Source organism: Pseudomonas sp. ASL3 (genome assembly GCF_056680425.1).
On sequence record NZ_CM155281.1, the window covers coordinates 1,226,666 to 1,245,955 of the forward strand.

General features: G+C 58.1%; 17 protein-coding genes. 11 read left to right on the forward strand and 6 right to left on the reverse strand.

The features are described from left to right. Positions 1–282: 282 nt before the first annotated feature. Positions 283–1,521 (forward strand): ISL3 family transposase, encoded by a 1,239-nt coding sequence (locus AC1MEE_RS05555; protein ID WP_480412525.1) that lies wholly within the window; start codon positions 283–285, stop codon positions 1,519–1,521. A gap of 391 nt (positions 1,522–1,912) precedes the next feature. After that, positions 1,913–2,560, forward strand: coding sequence for an ATPase (locus tag AC1MEE_RS05560; protein WP_480414312.1), 648 nt, complete (start codon positions 1,913–1,915; stop codon positions 2,558–2,560). A 25-nt stretch (positions 2,561–2,585) separates the two neighbouring features. Here the strand turns inward: AC1MEE_RS05560 and AC1MEE_RS05565 are convergent, their stop codons facing one another. Together AC1MEE_RS05565 and AC1MEE_RS05570 are read right to left on the reverse strand one after the other, a co-directional pair. Next, the gene (locus AC1MEE_RS05565) at positions 2,586–3,176 is read right to left on the reverse strand and encodes a DcrB/PsbP domain-containing protein (RefSeq protein WP_480414314.1); all 591 of its coding nucleotides are present in this window, start codon (positions 3,174–3,176) and stop codon (positions 2,586–2,588) included. Between the two features lie 52 nt (positions 3,177–3,228). Beyond that, the gene (locus AC1MEE_RS05570; RefSeq protein ID WP_480414316.1) at positions 3,229–3,933 is read right to left on the reverse strand and encodes a helix-turn-helix transcriptional regulator; all 705 of its coding nucleotides are present in this window, start codon (positions 3,931–3,933) and stop codon (positions 3,229–3,231) included. A 175-nt stretch (positions 3,934–4,108) separates the two neighbouring features. Here AC1MEE_RS05570 and AC1MEE_RS05575 point away from each other — a divergent pair, with 175 nt between their 5' ends. The 3 genes from AC1MEE_RS05575 to glsB all read left to right on the forward strand — a co-directional run bounded on the left by AC1MEE_RS05575 (position 4,109) and on the right by glsB (position 8,304). Then, positions 4,109–4,816: an SAM-dependent methyltransferase gene (locus AC1MEE_RS05575; RefSeq protein ID WP_480414317.1), complete on the forward strand. Its 708-nt coding sequence runs from the start codon at positions 4,109–4,111 to the stop codon at positions 4,814–4,816. Between the two features lie 421 nt (positions 4,817–5,237). Then, on the forward strand, positions 5,238–7,232 hold the full coding sequence (locus AC1MEE_RS05580) for an acyltransferase family protein (RefSeq protein ID WP_480414318.1): 1,995 nt from the start codon (positions 5,238–5,240) through the stop codon (positions 7,230–7,232). Positions 7,233–7,395: 163 nt separating this feature from the next. Beyond that, positions 7,396–8,304, forward strand: coding sequence for a glutaminase B (gene glsB, locus AC1MEE_RS05585; protein ID WP_480414319.1), 909 nt, complete (start codon positions 7,396–7,398; stop codon positions 8,302–8,304). A gap of 16 nt (positions 8,305–8,320) precedes the next feature. Here glsB and AC1MEE_RS05590 read toward each other — a convergent pair whose 3' ends face one another. Next, a complete protein-coding gene (locus AC1MEE_RS05590; RefSeq protein WP_480414320.1) occupies positions 8,321–9,379 on the reverse strand; it encodes a hypothetical protein in 1,059 nt (352 codons plus the stop codon). Positions 9,380–9,656: 277 nt separating this feature from the next. Between AC1MEE_RS05590 and AC1MEE_RS05595 the strand changes: the two genes are divergently transcribed. The 5 genes from AC1MEE_RS05595 (at position 9,657) to AC1MEE_RS05615 (ending at position 14,872) form a co-directional block, all read left to right on the forward strand. Continuing rightward, positions 9,657–10,235 carry a hypothetical protein gene (locus AC1MEE_RS05595; RefSeq protein ID WP_480414321.1) on the forward strand — a complete coding sequence of 193 codons (579 nt, stop codon included), beginning with the start codon at positions 9,657–9,659 and terminating at the stop codon, positions 10,233–10,235. Between the two features lies 1 nt (position 10,236). Beyond that, positions 10,237–10,911 (forward strand): ABC transporter ATP-binding protein, encoded by a 675-nt coding sequence (locus AC1MEE_RS05600; RefSeq protein WP_480414322.1) that lies wholly within the window; start codon positions 10,237–10,239, stop codon positions 10,909–10,911. Continuing rightward, positions 10,892–11,569 carry an ABC transporter ATP-binding protein gene (locus AC1MEE_RS05605; RefSeq protein ID WP_480414323.1) on the forward strand — a complete coding sequence of 226 codons (678 nt, stop codon included), beginning with the start codon at positions 10,892–10,894 and terminating at the stop codon, positions 11,567–11,569. The genes AC1MEE_RS05600 and AC1MEE_RS05605 overlap by 20 nt, the downstream gene beginning before the upstream one ends. 56 nt (positions 11,570–11,625) lie before the next feature. Next, positions 11,626–14,223, forward strand: coding sequence for an ABC transporter permease (locus tag AC1MEE_RS05610; protein ID WP_480414324.1), 2,598 nt, complete (start codon positions 11,626–11,628; stop codon positions 14,221–14,223). A gap of 103 nt (positions 14,224–14,326) precedes the next feature. Next, complete coding sequence (locus AC1MEE_RS05615) at positions 14,327–14,872, forward strand: DUF4174 domain-containing protein (RefSeq protein ID WP_480414325.1); 546 nt, start codon at positions 14,327–14,329, stop codon at positions 14,870–14,872. 40 nt (positions 14,873–14,912) lie between these two features. Here the strand turns inward: AC1MEE_RS05615 and AC1MEE_RS05620 are convergent, their stop codons facing one another. From AC1MEE_RS05620 to AC1MEE_RS05630, 3 genes are all read right to left on the reverse strand, one after another. Then, the gene (locus AC1MEE_RS05620) at positions 14,913–15,125 is read right to left on the reverse strand and encodes a DUF1059 domain-containing protein (RefSeq protein ID WP_480414326.1); all 213 of its coding nucleotides are present in this window, start codon (positions 15,123–15,125) and stop codon (positions 14,913–14,915) included. 193 nt (positions 15,126–15,318) lie between these two features. Beyond that, a complete protein-coding gene (locus AC1MEE_RS05625; protein WP_480414328.1) occupies positions 15,319–16,866 on the reverse strand; it encodes an FAD-dependent oxidoreductase in 1,548 nt (515 codons plus the stop codon). 137 nt (positions 16,867–17,003) lie between these two features. Beyond that, positions 17,004–17,933: an AraC family transcriptional regulator gene (locus AC1MEE_RS05630; protein WP_480414329.1), complete on the reverse strand. Its 930-nt coding sequence runs from the start codon at positions 17,931–17,933 to the stop codon at positions 17,004–17,006. 106 nt (positions 17,934–18,039) lie between these two features. Between AC1MEE_RS05630 and AC1MEE_RS05635 the strand changes: the two genes are divergently transcribed. Then, positions 18,040–19,074, forward strand: coding sequence for an oxidoreductase (locus tag AC1MEE_RS05635; protein WP_480414330.1), 1,035 nt, complete (start codon positions 18,040–18,042; stop codon positions 19,072–19,074). Positions 19,075–19,290 lie beyond the last annotated feature (216 nt).

The following is a 19,290-nucleotide window of genomic DNA, read 5'->3' on the forward strand; positions in this document are numbered from 1 at the left end:
GGCAGCCTGCAAGGCTTCGCGCATTCGTGCGTTCAGTATTGTGCCTGATCCAACGCATTCGCAGCGGGACGCGTAGTTGCAAGCCTGCTCCCACGGAGATTCAAGGTGAACCCAGCACCGTGTTTGCTGCGCGACAGCGCGGTGTCGAAGACGGGGCGGAATCTCCTACAGAGGATCAGCGTTTGTCTGAAAATTTCATAACTTTTATTCTTTGTTTTTCAAATACTTATAGGTTTTTTGAGGGGCTTCACCGTTTTGAGTGGGTAATCTATTCTCCTCCCCATGAAAGATATCGATTTATACACCCAAATCCTTGGGCTCCAGGCACCGTGGAAAGTGGTCGCAGTTAACCTTGACCGTGCGTTGGGGCAAGTCGTTGTCGGCGTTGGAGTATCTGATGCTGCTGCGTTCACCTGTCCGCAATGTGGCCTGCACGCTTCGCGTTATGACAAACGCAAACGTCGTTGGCGGCATCTTGATACGTGTCAGTTCGTGACCATTCTAGAGGCTGAGGTGCCCAGAGTTCATTGCGCCGAGCATGGCGTGGTGACTGTCGAGGTCCCGTGGGCAGACGCTGGTTCAGGTTTCACCTTGATGTTTGAAGCATTGGTGATCAACTGGATCCAGGAAGCCAGTATTCAGGCGGTCTCGCGTCAACTCCAGACAAGCTGGGGCAGCATTGACCGGATCATGGCTCGCGCCGTCAGACGCGGATTGGCGCGTCGAAAACCGTTATCACCGACCCAGATATGTGTGGACGAGACTTCGTTTCAAAAGCGTCGCGAGTACGTCACCGTGGTGACCGACCCCGCAACGGGTCAGGTCTTGCATGTGGAAGACGGCAACCTCACCCAGAGCCTGGAAGCGTTTTATACGAAGCTCAATAGCGACCAGAAGCAAGCTATTACGGGCGTTTCGATGGATATGTGGCCCGCCTTTATCAGCGCGACCCAGCGTCATATTCCGGATGCCATGCACAAAATAGCGTTCGACAAGTTCCATGTGGCCAAGCTGTTGAGTGAGGCGCTGGACAGAGTGCGTCATATGGAGAACCGCGAGTTGTTAAAGGCCGGCTCCACGGTGCTCAAGAACACGAAATACGTCTGGCTCAAGCGGGCTGAGAACATGACTGAGCGACAACAGGCAACCTTCGAGTCGTTGCGAGAGGGTTCGTTGCGTACAGCCAAAGCGTGGGCGATCAAAGATCTGGCCATGCAGTTGTGGCGAGGTAAGGATCGGGATGAGGTCGAACAACAGTGGAACCACTGGCTGGAATGGGCCTTGAACAGTGGGCTGCCACCGATGTGGAAAGTCGCCAAAACGATCAAGCGACGACTGTGGGGCATCGTCAACGCCATCGTGTTGAACCTGCATAACGGCCATGCAGAAAGCATGAACGCACGCATTCAACGGCTCAAGCAACGCTCTTGCGGGTTTCGAAATCGGGAGCGTTTTCGCAATGCCATTTACTTTCATTTTGGTGGTTTGGACTTATACCCGGAACGTCTCCAAAACTCATAACACCCACTTGATCCGGTGAAGCCCCTTTTTTGATAGGAATGGAGAGTCACGATGGACAACGTGAAACATTTGCAGCGTGCGCGGGAGTTATTTGCAGATGGCTCCGGCAATATAACGACCTGGTGCGTTCTGCCCCAAGCGTCATCGAGGAGCATGAGTTAATCCGGCACGACATGGATGACGTGGGGGAAGTCGAAGCGTCTTCCTCGCCTGTTTTTGCCTTGTCTTGCCTTCGCTCGCTACGTTTTCACACAGCCTGATCGGCTTTAGCTATCAGACCACCGTCACTATCTGTTTGGTCGATTATCATCATTGATGATCGTGGCGCTCATTTTTTTCGATGAAGGTTCAGGATGGCACTCTGCCAACTGAGGCAATCTGGAGAAGTGAAATGAACGCTCGCATGGCCGCTCTGCTTGTCTTTGTTGTTGCCTTGGCCGGATGTGCTGTTACGGGTACACCAAGTTATTCCGACAATCAGGATGGTCTGTTCAGACCTGCCACCCAAACGTCCAGCATTGCGTTGAAACACACGCAGTCAGTGGGCGTAATCTTCAGTGAAAACACCAGGGCCAATCTGGCCTATCTCGAGCACTACCACGCTGTTGCCCAGAACAGTCACCTGCTCGATCAACAGGTCCAACAGGCTTTTGTTTCGAGTTCCGACCCGGAACTGGCGATTGACTGGTTCACCACTTCATTGCAAGCGCAGTTTGCCTCGGTTGACTTCTATGACAGCCTCGATGCCCTGATGGCGGCCAGACCCGATGTCATCGTGCTGCTCGATACCCGCAGTACGCTGGTGACTGCGCATAATCCAGACGTGCAGGCCACTATCGTGGCCGAGTTCTTCGATGCCGGCCTCAACTACATCGGTAAAGCCGAAGGCCACGCCGACAAGATCATGTCGCCGGTATGGGCCCTCAACAAAGGCGCCCCCGAAATAGCCGCCGAGATTAATGAGCAACACGCTGTGCAGGTGAATGCTCTGGAGCGGTTCGATACGTCTCTGGATACCCTGTTCAACGCTAAATCCTGACCCCCGGATTCATTCATCTTCGCGTTCAGGGGGCGAGTAATCCGTCAACGATCCGCTTGATCAGTGCAGTATGTCCGGCCTGATCATCCGCGCGGGATATCACCTGGACCACCGACATGTGGGTGCCCGAGCCTGCCAGGAAGGTCGTATTCAGCGTATTGCCACCGCCCATGGGGGCTGTGGCGTCAATCTCGCGCACGCCAAGGCCTTTGAACTTGATTCTGTTTTCACTGAGTTGCTTGAAGCCGGGCAGGGCTGCGCTCTGCTGATGAATGAAGTCGGCAACGGCGCTGTCGAGGAACATATCGTCATTGTCGCCAACCTTCATGCCATCGGGGAGGGTATTTTCAGCCGCGATGATCACGCGCTTTTCCGCCTGATTGATATACATCGTTCCCGTCGCACCGGCGGTACCGCTTTTCTCATCGCCAGCGGGCATTGCGCTGGCGACATAACCTTTGGGCAGGTTGAACGTGAATTTTCCTCCCAGGGTCGAGACCTTCTGCGCGGCTGCCGGTTTTGTTTGGGATTTGCTGGTAGCGTAAACATTCATGCCGGCCAAAATGGCCGCCATGCTCAAGACCAACACAATGGTTTTCTTGCTGAAAAATGACATTCAACCTCTCCTGGTAAATTGCTAACGGCGCGTTGTGGACGATTCTATCCATTTAGCGGTCATCGCTTTTCTGAATCAGCGATGAGGGTGAGTAGCCATAGGACCGTAAAAACGCCCGCGAGAATCCCGCGGCGCTGTTGAAGCCTACGCGGCGAGCCGTGTCTTTCACACTTTTGCCGCCAATGATCGCCTTGCGCCCCAATGCCAGTCTCCAGGCCGTGATGTAGGCGGCTGGCGTCTGGCCCACCATCGCGCCGAAGCGGGCGATGAAATGGCTGCGCGACATGCCGGCAATTTCGGCCAGTTGTTCCAGATGCCAAGGCTTCGCCGGGTCCTCGTGCAGAGCGACCAGGCTACGATGCAGCGTCGGATGGGCCAGGCCGCCCAGCAGTCCGGCACCTATCGCCTTTTCTGCGATCGCTCGCCTGAAAGCCATCAGAACGAGTATTTCGCAAAGGCGGCTTTGTACCGTAAGGCCCCCGCACTTGCGCTGTTGGTATTCATTGACGATCAGTTGTGCGATGGCATGCAGTGCGTCCTGCGGTTGCAGTGCGAAGTCCATCTGCGGCGGCATGGCTTTCAGAAGAGGGTTGGCCTGGCCGCCAAAGTCGACGTGTACAGCCACGATCAACTCGAAGTCACCCTGTGGAGCCGGGCCTGCATCCGGTTGGAATACGACCTGCGTCGGGCCTTTGCCGAGCCTTTCTACAACGATGAAAAGGTGAGCCTGGTCGGAGGACGTGTCGCTTGTGAGCACAGATGCTTTCAAATCGAATGCATTCAGGAAGGCACTGAGTCGATCGTATTTTTTTGGACTCTCGATCATGTAATTCGGAAAGATGGTTGCTGTAGGTATGGGATCTTAGGCGAATCGAAGCGAGTTTGTCGAAGCCGCTGGACTCACCATCCCGTTCGTTGAAAAAGGAAACCCCATGACGACCACCGCTGCAGCTGCCAAGTTTGATGTGTCGCGGGCTGCCGAATATGAGCAGCAGAGCAGGATCGCTCTGGCCGGTTACGATGCCTGCCACGAATTATCCAGTTGTCTGCTCGCGGCAAGCCTGGGTGAAGGTTCGACGGCGAACATTCTAGTTGCAGGGGCGGGCGGCACGGCCAGTGAGATCACCACCGCGGGTCGTCTGGAGCAGCAATGGCGTTTCGTCGCTGTCGATCCTTCCGTGCCGATGCTTGAGCTGGCTCGCTCTCGCATAGAAATGGCCGGGCTGGCGGATCGCACGGAGATGTTTCTCGGCCATGTGAAGGATTTGCCGGCCAGCGGCGACTACGATGCTGCGACGTTGATTGGCGTTCTGCATCACCTGCCGAGCGATGCCGAAAAGCTGGCGATCCTCTCTGACATTGCTGCTCGTTTGAAGTCTGGGGCTCCTTTAATTCTCGCCTGCAATCATCGACGGTACGCCGAAAGCCCTTTGATGCTTGCCGCATGGGGGCAGCGCTGGCGCATGCAAGGTGCACCTGAGCAGGAGGTGAAGGACAAACTGGCAAAAATCATGCGTGGGGCCGATCCGCCGGCGTCTGAAGACGCCGTGTTTTCACTGCTCGACCAGGCCGGGTTTGAGGCACCCATACGGTTTTTCTCCAGTCTGTTTTGGGGCGCCTGGATAGTCTGGAAGCAATGATTTGCCGTTGATAGAGAGCAGAGGGGAACGTGCTCAAACGAGCCTGTGATCTGGCGCCAAATGGCTATTGCTGCACGGTGAATACAATAGTGAGATTCAATTTCTCTTGTGCCCTTCAGTTGATATTAATGTGGAATCAAGAGGGTGCCAAACTCGGTAACCGGGCATGGAATTTACCCATTAAATAAATGGCGCAATTCAAGTTTCCGGTCTATGCCGAGAGGTCCCCACGTTGAGCTGATCTCAAGGAGATCGCACGGTTAGTCATGGAGAGGCCGTACCCCATGCACTACGTACATCTCACGGGTGAGCAAGCAAAAATAGAATTCATCTGGGGTGAGGGCATTCAGGTACTTGTCTGGGGCGAACGGCGGGCCCAAACGAGACTGTGGATCCCACAAATCATGGAGTCTGTTTCTTGATGCCTTCTAAATTTACACGGGGAACCTTAACCCACGAAAAGTCTGTCCGAACCGGTAGCTACAGACCGGACATCGACGGACTACGCGCCATTGCCGTCATATTGGTTGCGTTGTATCACGCCAAGTTCCCAACCCCAGGTGGCTTTGTCGGCGTTGACGTATTTTATGTGATTTCAGGTTATTTGATCACATCGATAATTTACAAAGAAATTGAAGCTAAAACCTTTACGTTTCGTGCGTTTTATGAGAGGAGAATCAAGCGATTATTGCCCGCCTATCTGTTTCTGCTATTTTGGTTGTTTGTTTATTGCGGTAACTTCCTGTTTGCAGACGAGTTGATATCGTTTGCCAAAAGTACCGTCTATTCCCTGGTCGGGCTCAGCAATGTCTACTTTTTGTTCGGAACTGGCTACTTCGGCTCGGCCGGTTATGAACCGCTATTGCACACATGGTCTATATCCATAGAGGAGCAATTCTATGTTTTTTGGCCGATCATACTCATCGTTTTATTCAAGGTAAGGCACAGGCTATCCCCGACACTCATCATGCTTGGGCTTTTTCTGGTGTCCCTTTCACTGTCAGAACTGTTCTCGCATCATCACAGAAATGCCGCTTACCTATTACTGCCGTTCCGTTTTTTTGAACTGCTCATGGGGAGTTACCTTGCCATCATTTCCGACAAGGTCGCACGTTTTATTAAATACCCTGACCTCTGCTCCCTTGCCGGGTGCGGGTTGATTATCGCGAGCGCCTTCTTGTTGGATGAGTCATCCAGTTTTCCAGGTGTCAATGCATTGCCCGTTTGTTTGGGTGCCGTCTTGATCATCGCCTCCGGGACGACAGTGAACCAAGGCGTAATGAATAGACTGTTAAGTCTGCCGCCCATTACGTATGTAGGGAAAATATCATATTCGTTGTATCTTTGGCATTGGCCCATACTCATACTTGCCGAGTACAGAGGGATCGCTTTAACGACGAGCCATTCGATTGCCCTCCTGGCAGGCGCCTTTGTCGCCTCATCAATAAGCTATCACTTCATAGAAAAGCCTTGTCGGGCCATTAAACCAAGAGCCTTTAAAAAGATATTTGTCAGCCTGTATCTTTTGCCCTTGGTCGGGGTCTTGGGGGTGTCAGTGCTGATTGTCACGCATGACGGCTTCCGCTCGGACGCAGACAGGGCCGTCACAGAGCTCCAGGAACAGAATACTTCTCATATGATTCGCGGTAAGTGTATGGAAACCGCCTTGGTCGGAAACATAGAGGAGTGCCACTTGGGCGCTAACAAACAATCGATTGACGGCGTGCTGATCGGAGACTCTTTTGCTAACGCGTACGCGCCTTTTATCAACGCACTGGCCACCGATGCGGGCCTCATGATACATGATACAACGATGAGTTCTACCCCCTCCATTCCCGGTATATTTGTGATGGACATACAAAATAAAATATCCGGGGAGGCCGCAGCGGCCATCATCAAATACTCGACAGACAGATTTGAATTTGCAAAAAAACAAAGAATTGTAATCCTGTCAAATTTCTGGAATGCGTATGATCATAGGAATCAGCGCTATAGCATCCATAACTCGAAACTTGAAGACCTCACCGACAACATGGATCAGTCCTATTTCAACGCGGTCAAGGAACTGTTAGATGCTGGCGTGAAAGTGGTCATTATCGCGCAACCCTTTGCAGAGGTCGGTCGAGTTAAAGTGAATGAGCTGAGGCTCATGAAACTTCATCACCTTAGCTTACAAGCTATCAAGCTGAAACCGGCCGAACCTCACTCCGACAGGATCGAATATAAAATAAAAGAGAGATTCCCGCAGGTGGTATTGATCGACCCTAACGATGAGCTCTGTGAAAAGGAATGCAGCCCCATTGTAGCGGGAAACATTATATTCACGACTGACGGCACGCATCTTAATTCAATCGCCGCCGCAGCGCTTGGCAGTGAATACATTAAAAATCTAGGCAACCCGTTAAAGAATTTATGAAGGTCGATGTCAGTGAATCCAACGTTCAAGTGTTTGAGCGTCGATGCCTGCGCTGCTTGCTGAGCGCTGAAGCTGAAGCTGAAAACTGTGCTCTGGACATGGCGCCCGGCGTCTAGAAAAAGTATCCCCGGAGCCGTTCGGGGGAGTGAATACGGGCCTGAGCATGCAAGCGCTGTTGAACGAAATTCTCGACGAAGTTCGCCCCTTGATCGGTCAGGGCAAGGTTGCCGACTACATTCCGGCGCTGGCCGATGTGCCAGCCCAGCAATTGGGCATCGCCGTGTATGGTAATGACGGCGAGCTGTTTTGTGCAGGCGATGCGCAAACGCCATTCTCTGTACAGAGTATTTCCAAAGTGTTCAGCCTGGTGCAGGCCATCGATCATTCCGGCGAGGCTATCTGGCAACGCTTGGGTCATGAGCCTTCCGGGCAGCCGTTCAACTCGTTGGTGCAGTTGGAGTTCGAGCGCGGACGTCCACGTAATCCGTTCATCAATGCGGGCGCCTTGGTGATCTGCGATATCAATCAATCGCGCTTTGCCGCACCTGCGCTGTCGATGCGTGATTTCGTCCGCCGCCTTTCCGGCAACATGGGGGTGTTGGTCGACGGGCGAGTCGCCGAGTCGGAATACCAACATCGTGCCCGTAACGCGGCCATGGCCTACCTGATGCAATCGTTCGGTAACTTCCACAACGATGTCGAGGCGGTGCTGCGCAGTTACTTTAGCCATTGCGCGCTGCGGATGAATTGTGTCGATCTGGCGCGCGCCTTCTGTTTTCTAGCCAACGATGGTTTCTGCAAACACAGCGGCGCGCAGATTTTGACCCGGCGTCAGACCCAGCAGGTCAACTCAATCATGGCTACCAGTGGCCTATATGATGAAGCGGGCAACTTCGCCTATCGCGTCGGTTTGCCGGGCAAGAGTGGAGTAGGCGGTGGAATTGTCGCAGTGGTACCGGGGCGATTCACTGTCTGCGTCTGGTCGCCGGAACTGAACGCCGCCGGTAACTCACTGGCCGGCATGGCCGCTTTGGAGTTGTTGAGTCAGCGGATTGGCTGGTCGGTATTCTAGAGACTCACTCTCAGGACTAATGCTCGCCTGGCAGGGAAACTTCGCGCGATAGCGGTTCGATTTTGCCCGGCAGGGTAACGGTTTTGGCGAGACTTCCTTCGATTTGTCCAGATAGGTAATAGACCCCTGCCATCACCCCAGTGTTGGGGTTCTCCGTCATACCCAGCCACGCATCGTCAAAGGCGGAGTTCAGGTTTTTCCGAAGCTGCGTTTCCATTTCCGGCCGTTCTCTCTCGTGCGTGATGGCGCTGAAACCCGTCACGCCGATGGAAATCATCACGCCTGTGACCCGGCCGACCGCCGCTGCGACCGCGCTTGCGACGCCGCGAGGGGCGAGTTGGGCCTCCAGTTGTTCGCTGGCCCGGTTCGCTGCTGACGATATGGCTGCGTCCGATGGCCCGGCACCTGCGGGACCCGCGGCAGTATGGATCCGATCGACCAGGGCCACATAGGCCGGCAGCTTGGCGATCGGGTCGGCATGGAGAATCTGGTAGAGCGAAGCGCTACGGGTGGGTGGAGGCGCCAGCGCGATCGCTGGAATGTCGTTGAGCCGCCGGTCAAATTGATCGAGAGGTACAGCGTAGCGCTGCGGGATTCCCTGAAGTTGCTCGCCGAGGAGCTGGACGTAGAAGTTCGTTGCCTCCCCCATGACCATGTCGGGATCGATCTCCTTGGCGACGGGGTCCAGCACGCGAGCGTGATATTGCTCCTGCAGATAGGTAGCCAATCGTTTTGCGGCCGGGTCTGTCTTTCCCCCTGTGCTCACCGTGTACCAGGTCACCTTCATAGCCAGCCATTGCTGGGTCCAGTAGCTGCTAAACCACGGAATGAAGTTTGCCTCGGTGCGCTCATTGACGCGGTCCCTCCAGGCTTCCATGGAGCCGCGTGTGTAGACTTTGGCCTGCCCTGTCGCGGCTTGCGACGCGGCGACGATGTCCGCATCGACCTGCCGCCAGATATTTTCTGAGATCAGAGTCGGTGGAGTCAGGTCGGGGGTGTGATGTGGAGTGGCGCATCCCGCCAACGCCACCATCAAGACGACGATCAAGGCAACGATCAGGGAGCGCGGATTCAAGATCGCAGTCCCCCTAAAATAGATTCGACAGCGGTAGCCCATCCAACATCGGATGAGCTTCAACCAAGCACTTCACACAGCTATCCAGACGGAACCGGTATCTTAAGTATAGGTGGCGGACACGGGATCAATAATATCCGGCGTGAAGCTACGCTCCAAGTCGCTAAGCGGACATCTTGAGCGCCATTCTCCACGGCCTATAGATCGGAAGTCGCCTACGCTTGGTAGGGGCGACACTCGCTGTCGCCTGCCCATCAGATTGCGCGCCGAGGCCAGCATGAAAGGCAGGATCCGACACTTCCCACGACTCGCCATCGGCCAGCGCCTCACGGCTATCATGGTGGCAATTTGCCTGTCATGTTCCGCTGTTTTTGCAGCCCAGCAGGAAAAGAATCCTCCAGGCGATATTCCTGATTCCCAGGTCTTTATCAGCTACCAATCACCGCTTGGGCTTGTGCTCAAGGTTCCCGAGGGGTGGGCGCGAACCGAGCGTGACGACGGCGCGCGTTTCGCCGATAAGTTCAATGCGGTTGACCTGAGCCTTACTCAGGTGGCTGCCGCGCCCAGTGAGGCATCGGCCAAGGCAATCGAGGTACCGACACTGGTCAAAGCCGGACACAACGTCGAACCGGGAAAAGTGGATAGCGTCACGCTCAAGGGCGGTTTGGCCATCCGCATCCGCTACAATTCTGACTCAGAAGCCAACCCCGTGACCCACCGTCAGTTGCGCCTGGAGCACGAACGCTACTTGTTCTATCACGATGGCCGGCAGGCCGCTCTCGACCTGTCGGCCCCTGTGGGCGCTGACAATGCCGATCAATGGCGGTTGATGGCCAATTCGTTGCGCTGGAACTGAGATGCTGCCTCTCTCGGCTCGCGGGCTCTACCGCTTCTACCATAACGGCGACGTCGAGACGGCGGCATTGAAGGGCGTGTCCCTGCAAATCGCAGCAGGCGAGTTCGTCGCCGTCATGGGACCTTCCGGTAGCGGCAAGTCCACATTGTTGGCGTGTCTGGCCGGGTTGGACGACCCTGATGGCGGCATAGTCGAAGTGATGGGGCAACGTATTTCACGGCGCACCGAGCGGGAACGCGCGGGCGTGCGTGCGCGGCATATCGGCATCCTGATGCAGTCAGGCAATCTCTTCGAACACCTCACCCTAGAGCGCAATCTATGGTTGCAATTGAAGCTGGCGGGCCTGCGCGAACGGGTCGGGATTGACGCCATGCTACAGACCCTGGGTCTTACTCAGCGCCTGCAGGCCCGCCCGTCGCAGCTGTCCGGTGGCGAGGTGGCACGTGCCGGACTGGCGCTTGCGCTGTGCACTCGGCCAGCGTTGCTGCTGGCGGATGAACCAACCGCCGAAGTGGATGGGGTGACCGAGGCGAACATCCTCGACTACCTGAGAGTACGTTGCCGTGAGGGTTGCTCGATGTTGATCGCGACCCATAGCCGTGCACTCGCCAGCAAAGCCGATCGGCTGCTCCGGCTCGATGATGGACGTTTGGTCAATGGCCTCGCCGCTGATTGAGGCCGACGGCCTCGGGCGTAGCTACCAGCAGGCCGGGGAAGCCGTGGTGGCATTGAGCTCGGCGACTCTGCGCATATGGCCCGGCCAGCGGATTGCGCTGGTCGGCCGTTCCGGCAGCGGTAAATCGACGCTGCTGCATCTGCTCGCCGGGCTCGATGAGCCCAGCGGCGGAAGTCTCACGTGGCCGGGTCTGGGGCCGGTCGAGTCGCTGCTGCCGGAGAAGGTTGCCCTGGTATTCCAGGCGCCTAGCTTGTTGGACTCACTCACCGTTGCCGAGAACGTCGCGTTGCCACTGTTGATGGCTGGGCGCGGCAGGGATAGCGGCGCTCGCGTAGCCTTTGCGCTCAATACCTTCGGCCTGCTGTCGCTGGCCGACAAACTGCCGGAGACCCTGTCCGGCGGGCAGATGCAGTGCGTCGCCATGGCCAGAGCGATCGTCGGAGAACCGAAACTGATCCTCGCCGACGAACCTACTGGGCAACTCGACCAAGTCAGCGGCCACGCCCTGCTCGACGCATTGTTCAGGCACCTGGCCGGTAGCGAATGTGCTTTGCTGATTGCCACTCACGACCCGGTCATCGCCGCGAGGATGGAGATCCACTGGCAAATGGAGCATGGCCTGCTAAGCGTCAGTGAACCACTCGCAGGCTCGCTATGATCTGGCTCTGGCTCGGTGGCCTGCTCCGCGCCCGCAGAGGACGACTCGCTGGGAGCATGGCTGGCGTCGCCCTTACGGTAGCGCTGTTGACGCTGCTCGGTGCCTTCCTCGCCCAGAGCGGTGCCAGCATGACCGCCCGGGCGGTCAGGGAAATCCCGGTGGACTGGCAGGTGCAACTGGTACCGGGGGAGGGGCTTGCCGGTATCTCCCTGGCGGTCGCCAAGGCCGCGCGGGTTAACCGTCAACAAACGGTCGGGTACGCCAGCGTGGACGGTTTCCAGGCGCAGACGGGCGCAACGGTGCAGACCACGGGGGCCGGAAAGGTATTGGGGCTAGACGACGGCTACACTCGGGACTTTCCGGGCCAGCTGCGGCTGCTGGTCGGTACCAACGATGGTGTGCTCATCGCCCAGCAAACCGCGGCCAACTTGCATATAGCGCCCGGCGAGCTGCTGACCATCCAACGGCCTGGGCTGACAACCGCCGAGTTGCGGATTACCGGCGTGGTTGACCTGCCCACCGCCGATTCCTTGTTCCAGGCCATCGGTGTACCGCCCGGTGCCGCCCCCCAGGCACCGCCGGACAATGTGCTGTTGCTCCCGCTGCCACTCTGGCATTCGCTGTTCGATCCGCAAGCGCAGGTCAGGCCGGACTCCGTCCGCCTGCAATTGCATATCGCGCTTGAACGCAGCCAGCTGCCGGACTCCCCTGAATCGGCCTTTGTCTTCAGCCAGGGTGCCGCCCGCAATCTGGAAGCACGTATCGCTGGGCGTGGGGTGCTCGCCGACAATCTGGCGGCGCGGCTCGACGCGGTGCGCGGTGATGCCCTCTATGCCCGCGTACTGTTTCTTTTCCTTGGCGTGCCGGGTTGCCTGTTGGCGGTGTTCCTCACACTTGCCGTGGCGGCTTCTGGCAGCGAGCGGCGTCGGCGCGAACAGGCCCTGCTGCGCATACGCGGTGCCGTGGTTGCCGACATTCTCTGGCTAGCCGCTGCCGAGGCAGCCATGATAGGGATCGGCGGTCTTTGCGTGGGTGTGGCGATGGCCGCGGTGTGGGCGCCGCTGCTGTTGACGGGAGGGCTGTTCCAGGCAGCCAGTGTTTCCTGGCTTGGCATAGCCACCCTGATCGGCCTGCTATTGGCGCAGGCGGCCATCCTGCTGCCCGCCTGGCACGACCTGCGGCAGGTGACAGTAAAGCAGGCGCGCATGAGCAGCGTGCAAGGGCATCCACGGATTTGGCAGCGTATCGGTCTCGATTTCATCTGCCTGGGGCTGGCGGGTGTGGTCTTCTGGCGTACTTCGAGCAGTGGCTACCAATTGGTGCTGGCGCCGGAAGGCGTGCCGACCGCCCAGGTCGACTACCAGGCCTTCCTCGCGCCTCTGCTGTTCTGGCTGGGTATGGGGCTGCTGGTCCTGCGGCTCTGCGCGCTCGCCCTGAAACATGGCCGACGACCGCTGGCATACCTGCTGCGGGCGCTGGCCGGGCCACTGGCGGATCTGGTGGCAGCATCCATCAGCCAGCAGCGCCAGCGTGTGACGCAGGGTATTGCCTTGGCTGCGCTGGGCTTTGCCTTTGCCACCTCGACGGCCATCTTCAACACCACTTACAACGCTCAAGCGCGGGTCGATGCTGAGTTGACCAACGGCGCCGACGTCACCGTCACCGGTACCGCACAGAACCCTGCATCCAGCCGCCTGCACGAACTGGAGCAGCTACCAGGCGTGAAGGCAGCACAGCCGATGCAGCACCGCTACGCCTATGTTGGCAACGATCTGCAGGATCTCTACGGAATTGATCCCCTGCATATCGGTGAGGCAACGCGGCTAGCCGACGCTTACTTCCAAGGCGGTAGTGCCGAGGAGTTGCTCGGGCTGCTGGCGAAGACGCCGGACGGCGTGCTGGTCTCGGAAGAAACGGCACAGGACTTCCAGCTGCAACTCGGCGACGAACTGAACCTGCGACTGCAGAGCGACGCCGACCATCAATACCACAGTGTACCCTTCCACTTTATCGGTCTGGTCCGGGAGTTCCCGACGGCACCCCATGACTCCTTTCTGGTCGCCAATACGGCTTATATGAGCCAGCAGTCAGGCGCGCAGGGCGCTGAAATCGTTCTGCTGCGCAGCGATGCATCGGATCTTGCGGGGTTGGCCAAGGCTGCTCGGCAGGTGGTCGCGGACCTGCCGGGTAGCAAGGTCAGTGACCTCGGCGAGGCCCGCCGATTGATTGCCTCCGGCCTGACTGCCATCGACCTTCGCGGACTTGCGCAGTTGGAATTGAGTTTCGCGGTCCTGATGGTGACCGCAGCCAGCGGGCTGATGCTGGCCCTTGGTCTGGCCGAACGACGCCGCACGTTCGCCATCCTCTCGGCGTTGGGCGCCAAGCCACGCCAGCTCGGCGCCTTTATCTGGAGCGAGGCACTGCTGCAGTTTTTTGCCGGCACCAGTCTGGGTGTGCTCACGGGCTTCGGCTTGGCCTGGATGCTCGTCAAACTGCTGACCGGCGTGTTCGATCCTCCACCGGAGAGCCTCGAGATACCGTGGCGCTATCTGGGTGCGCTGATTGCCCTGGCGCTGGTGTCGATTGTCATCGCCGTGTTGGGGGCGTTGCGCGATACGCGAGTTCCTGCGGTGCAGCGCATGCGCGAGCTGTAACCCGACTCCGGTTCGATCGAAATGTCAGAAATTTAGGGGCATGAGCTGGACCTTTCGCCACGATGCGCAATGATTAGCGCATGGATATCAAAAGGAGTTGCGCATGCTCATCCGGTCACTGACCCTTGCCACTCTGCTTGCCGCCGCCGGCCCTTTGCTCGCCGCTGACAGCGATGCCCCCTTGGCCCAGGAGCGCGGGCACTCCCGCCCGCTGATTATCATCGCTCCCAGCTCCGTGGACCCGACGCTGGTTAACCTGAAGAAGGCGCTGGAAGAGTCAGCCAATCGCGCAGCCTTCACCGAACGCAAGATGGTGCTCTACACCGTGGTCAACACGATCGGCCAGCGCGATGGCAAGAATCTGGACGCGCAAACTACCATGGCGCTGATCCGCGAACTGAATCTGGGTGCTGGCGCCGACGCCCGGGTCATCCTGGTGGGCAAGGACGGCGAGAAGAAGATCGAACACACCGGCCCCATCGATCTCAAGGAGATCTTCAGCACCATCGACCAGATGCCCATACAAGAAAAAGAGGCCTCAGCGCCACCTCCACCCGCGCCCGAGGCCACACCGGCCCCTGCCGGCAAGGCGGGCAAACACGGCAAACCCGCCAAGCCGATACTGCCACCCAAGCCGCTGGATGATTGAAGGGTTTTCAGCCATGAGGCTTCAAACGGTTATGCGTGCATTACGCATGGCGCGGTGCTTCGACGGGCGGTGTGCCGTCGTGAAATAGCGTCTTCAGTTGGGCGCGTAGTTCTGGCGAATCGGTATGTTTGTGAACAGTGACCGCATGCTGTGCAGCCGCCTCGAGCAATTCTCTTTCGGAGTCTGCGGACAGCGCTACCGTGCACTTGGAGTCGCTCGGAAATTCGCGGCAATCGATGTATTTGCGGGTCATGATGTTCTCCTCATTACCAAGGGGCAGGCCTGGAGGCCTGCGTGAACGACCGCTCGACACGTTGCGCGGAGTACATCGAACACGACTGCGCGTCGCATCGAGTGTAGTGATCCTGAAAGTATATCGCAGGTGACGAATGTGGGTTTTCTTGAAGAGACCAGAGGCGTTCTCGGGCCGATCGCCCGGTGCAACTTTAGCGGGACGGCTGTTCTGGACCAGTGCACAGTTGGATCTTGCGCTCGGTGAAATAACGATTGAGGAACTTTGGATCCCCAGACGCCTCAGCGAGCGCCACATAGGTATCGGGCCGGAGCAGATAGAATGCGTTGCGCGCAAGACCACTCACCTCATGTGCAGGCGTCCACTCGAATACATGCAGCGGTACACCGTGATCGGCGCACCATGCGACGAGCTTTTCGCTTGCAACGCCATACACATGGATCTGCCAGACCAGGGTCGAGAGAGCGTCGAAATTGTCGATGCCGTCGCCAGGCGCCCAGGGCAACCGGTCGCCGCCGTGGACGTGGCCGGCGATGCCAGCGCTGAGGGGCATTTCTCGATAGTTCAAGGTGATCTGCGAAACCGTGCGAAACAGGTACTCGCGTACCGGTTCAAATGAAGTGACTTTGGCCAGCAGCAGAGGGGCGATCCGTGTACGCACAAGATTGGCAATCCGCCCCTCGGCAGTGATAAAGCCGAACACCCGATCGGTCGTCGCCACCAATTGTCGCGCAAACCCGATGCGCTCGGCCTCATAGCTCTCCAACAGGCTGTCCGCCGCACTGCCAGTCAGTACTGCGGCCAGTTTCCAGGCCAGATTGATCGCATCACCAATGCCGGTGTTCATTCCCTGACCGCCAGCGGGGCTGTGGACATGCGCGGCGTCGCCAAGCAGGAAGGTTCGTCCCGTGCGAAAGTGCTCCGCCACCCGGTGATGCACGTGATAAGTCGAAAACCAGTTCACCTTGTTGATGTGAACCTTGAGATGGTCGATCGCCCGGCTACTGACGTCCTCGAACTTGAGCGTGTCTGCATGTTGGGCGCGCTCATCTCGCACGGTTCCAATCAGACGAACACGCCCTTCGCCGGCCAAGGGGAAGACGGCCAGGAAATCCGCCTCGTCGAGGTCCGCATGCAGTTCGCCGTTGATCGCAGGACCTGCTGCTTCGACGTCGGCGACGTAGAACACTTGCTGGTAGGTGCCGCCGGGGAACCCAGTGTTGAGGATTTTGCGCACTGTCGAGCGGGCGCCGTCGCAGCCAGCAAGGTAACTGGCCTCGCAGATCTCTTCTTGCCCATCCGCTCTGAGCAGGTGTGCGGTGATGCAACCGCCGTCATCAACAAAACGTGTCAACTCAGTCTGCCGCTCGACCGAGACGCCGAGCACTTTCAGTCGCTCGATCAGAAGCTGCTCATGCTGGTCCTGAGGGAATATTTCCAGGAAGGGGTAGGGGGTCAGATCCTTGCCGATGGCGGCTAACGACAGGCGCGCAACCTGTTCGCCTTTGACCCAGAGATTGACCGCAGGCACCTCGTGGCCGTCCTGCACAATGACCTTCGTGAGGTCGAGTTGGCGGTAGAGCTCAAGGGTTCGAGCCTGGACAGCCAAGGCTCGCGATGTCGTGCCCGGCGCGGCCGTCTTGTCGAGGATTCGCACCTTGATCCCGAGCTTGCTGAGCCAGAGTGCCAGAACCAACCCAGTAGGGCCGGCCCCAATGATCAGAACGTCGCTGCGCCTCATTCTGTACTCCTCATGTGGAGGTCAATTCGATGCCGTTGATTGCGCCACCGGTCACCGCCGCTGCTGCCTCATCGCGACTGAAGGATGAATGTCGGGAAACTCGGCATTTCTGGTGAGTCGATCGGAGAAATAATAGGTTACTTCACGCCGTCGGCCCGCGCGGCATCCCGGTAGCGCTTCGGCGCCATTCCGATTGTTCGTTTGAAGGCATTGCTGAAAGCACTCTCGGAGGTATAGCCGAGCGACAGTGCGAGGGTCGACACCGAGGTGTTTTCCTCGCGCAATGCGCGCTCAGCGATGCGCATGCGCCAGTTGAGCAGGTAGGTCAGTGGCGGAACCCCGGCCACGGTCTTGAAGCGCAAAGCAAACGTGGTCCGGGACATGGCCACTGACCTGGCAAGTTCCTCCAGTTGCCACGGTCTGCCCGGATCGCTGTGCATCAGACGCAGGGCCGGCGCAATGCGTGCGTCGCCGAGTGCCCGCAGCCATCCGGCCGGCAATGGCGCGGACTCTGCCAGATGCGCGCGCAAGAGCTGGACGAACATGAGCTGTGCGAGCTGCGACGACGCGACACTGGCCCCCGGGAGTTCCGCCAACCGCTCGCGGACCAGTTGGTCGACAAGCCATTGCAAGACCGTCGCCTGAGGCGAAGCGGCCCGAACGTGGATCAACGGCGGCAGGACATCCGCCAGAAGCCCTGCGCTTGCAGCATCCAACTGAACATGGCCGCCGACCACAAAGAAGTCATCGCCTTCGCCAAGCTTCGCGATCGTACCTGCGTTGGGGGTAAATACACTTTTCGCGTCTACCGGAACGACCGTCAAATTGCTGGCGAGAATGAAGGACCGTTGCGCCGAAAGCAGAAACACGTCTCCTGCTTCAACCCGCACGGGCAACTCTTCGCCGTCGATGCAGAGCCAGCAATTACCTTTGACTACGGCGAAGAACTTGATCTTGGTCGGTGGCTCAAAGTAGATCGCCCATGGATCTGCGGCAGTAAAGCCACCCGATACGACAGATTGGGCGTTCGCGAATTTGAGGATGTCGGAGAAGAGGTCAGCAGTCATTTCCGTACTATCACGCAGGTAATACGGACTATCAAGTATTCATCGTCCGGAAGGCCGCGCGTAGAGTGGTTTGGACCCCACACCATTCATTCAGGCGGTACGAACAATGCCCACTTTGCAAAAGCCTATAGGTTCCGGCTTCGGCGCCGCCTCCACTGCGGCCGAGGTTATCAAGGGCCTCGACCTGTCCGGCAAGGTCGCAATCGTCACCGGCGGCTATTCCGGCATCGGGCTGGAGACCACGCGAGCGCTATGCTCCGCAGGCGCCAGGGTCATCGTCCCGGCGCGCGATCATGACAAGGCGGCGACTGCGCTGAAGGGATTCGACGGTATCGAGATCGAGGCGATGGAGCTAACCGACCCGGCCTCGATCGATGCATTCGCCGAGAGGTTTCTTGCCTCTGGCCAGCCGCTGCACATCCTGGTGAACAGTGCCGGGATTATGGCGTCTCCCCTGGTGCGCGACGCGCGAGGGTATGAGTCACAGTTCGCGACCAACCACCTGGGGCACTTTCAGCTTGTGGCGCGACTTTGGCCCGCCCTGCGCCAGGCGAACGGTGCACGGGTGGTCTCGGTTTCCTCATGGGGGCACCGCCATTCGCCGGTGGTGTTCGAGGATCCCAATTTCGAACGCCGACATTATGATCGCTGGTTGGCCTATGGCCAGTCGAAGACGGCCAACATCCTTTTCGCGCTGGCGCTGGATGAGCGTGGCAAGGCAGAAGGCGTGCGTGCCTTTTCCCTTCATCCGGGCGGCATCGTCGGCACCGGTCTCGAAAAGTATCTTTCGGACGAGGAACTACGGGCGGCCGGGGTCATCGACGAGCACCGGAAGCCGATCCTTGACCCCGCGCGAGGCCTCAAGACTGTAGAGCAGGGGGCGGCGACCAGTGTCTGGTGCGCGACGAGCCCGCAGCTCGCCGGTATGGGCGGCATCTATTGCGAGAATTGCGACATCGTCCCGCGAGTGGCCAAGGAGGTTGAGGCGAGAAGGAGCGATGATGCAATCCGCCAGGTCGGTTCGAGGCCTCTTGGCGTGATGCCTTATGCGGTCGATCTTGAGGCGGCTGGCCGCCTTTGGCGTTTGAGCGAACAGCTCCTGGGCCTGGGACAACACGAGGCGGCACGACCGGGGCGGTGATCCACGCGACACCGGACCGAGGTGTACATGACGCAAGCGTCAAGCGAATAACCGGTTCGCTGGCGGTTGCGGGGCATCTATAGGATCTATTCGGCATAAAGGCAGGGTTTGAAGAAATAGGATCGATTCTGCATAAAGGAAATATTTTAATAAACGTCAAAATATCAGCTACTTGCAGTTTGTAAACTCACCATTACACAAATTGTCCGTTTTCTT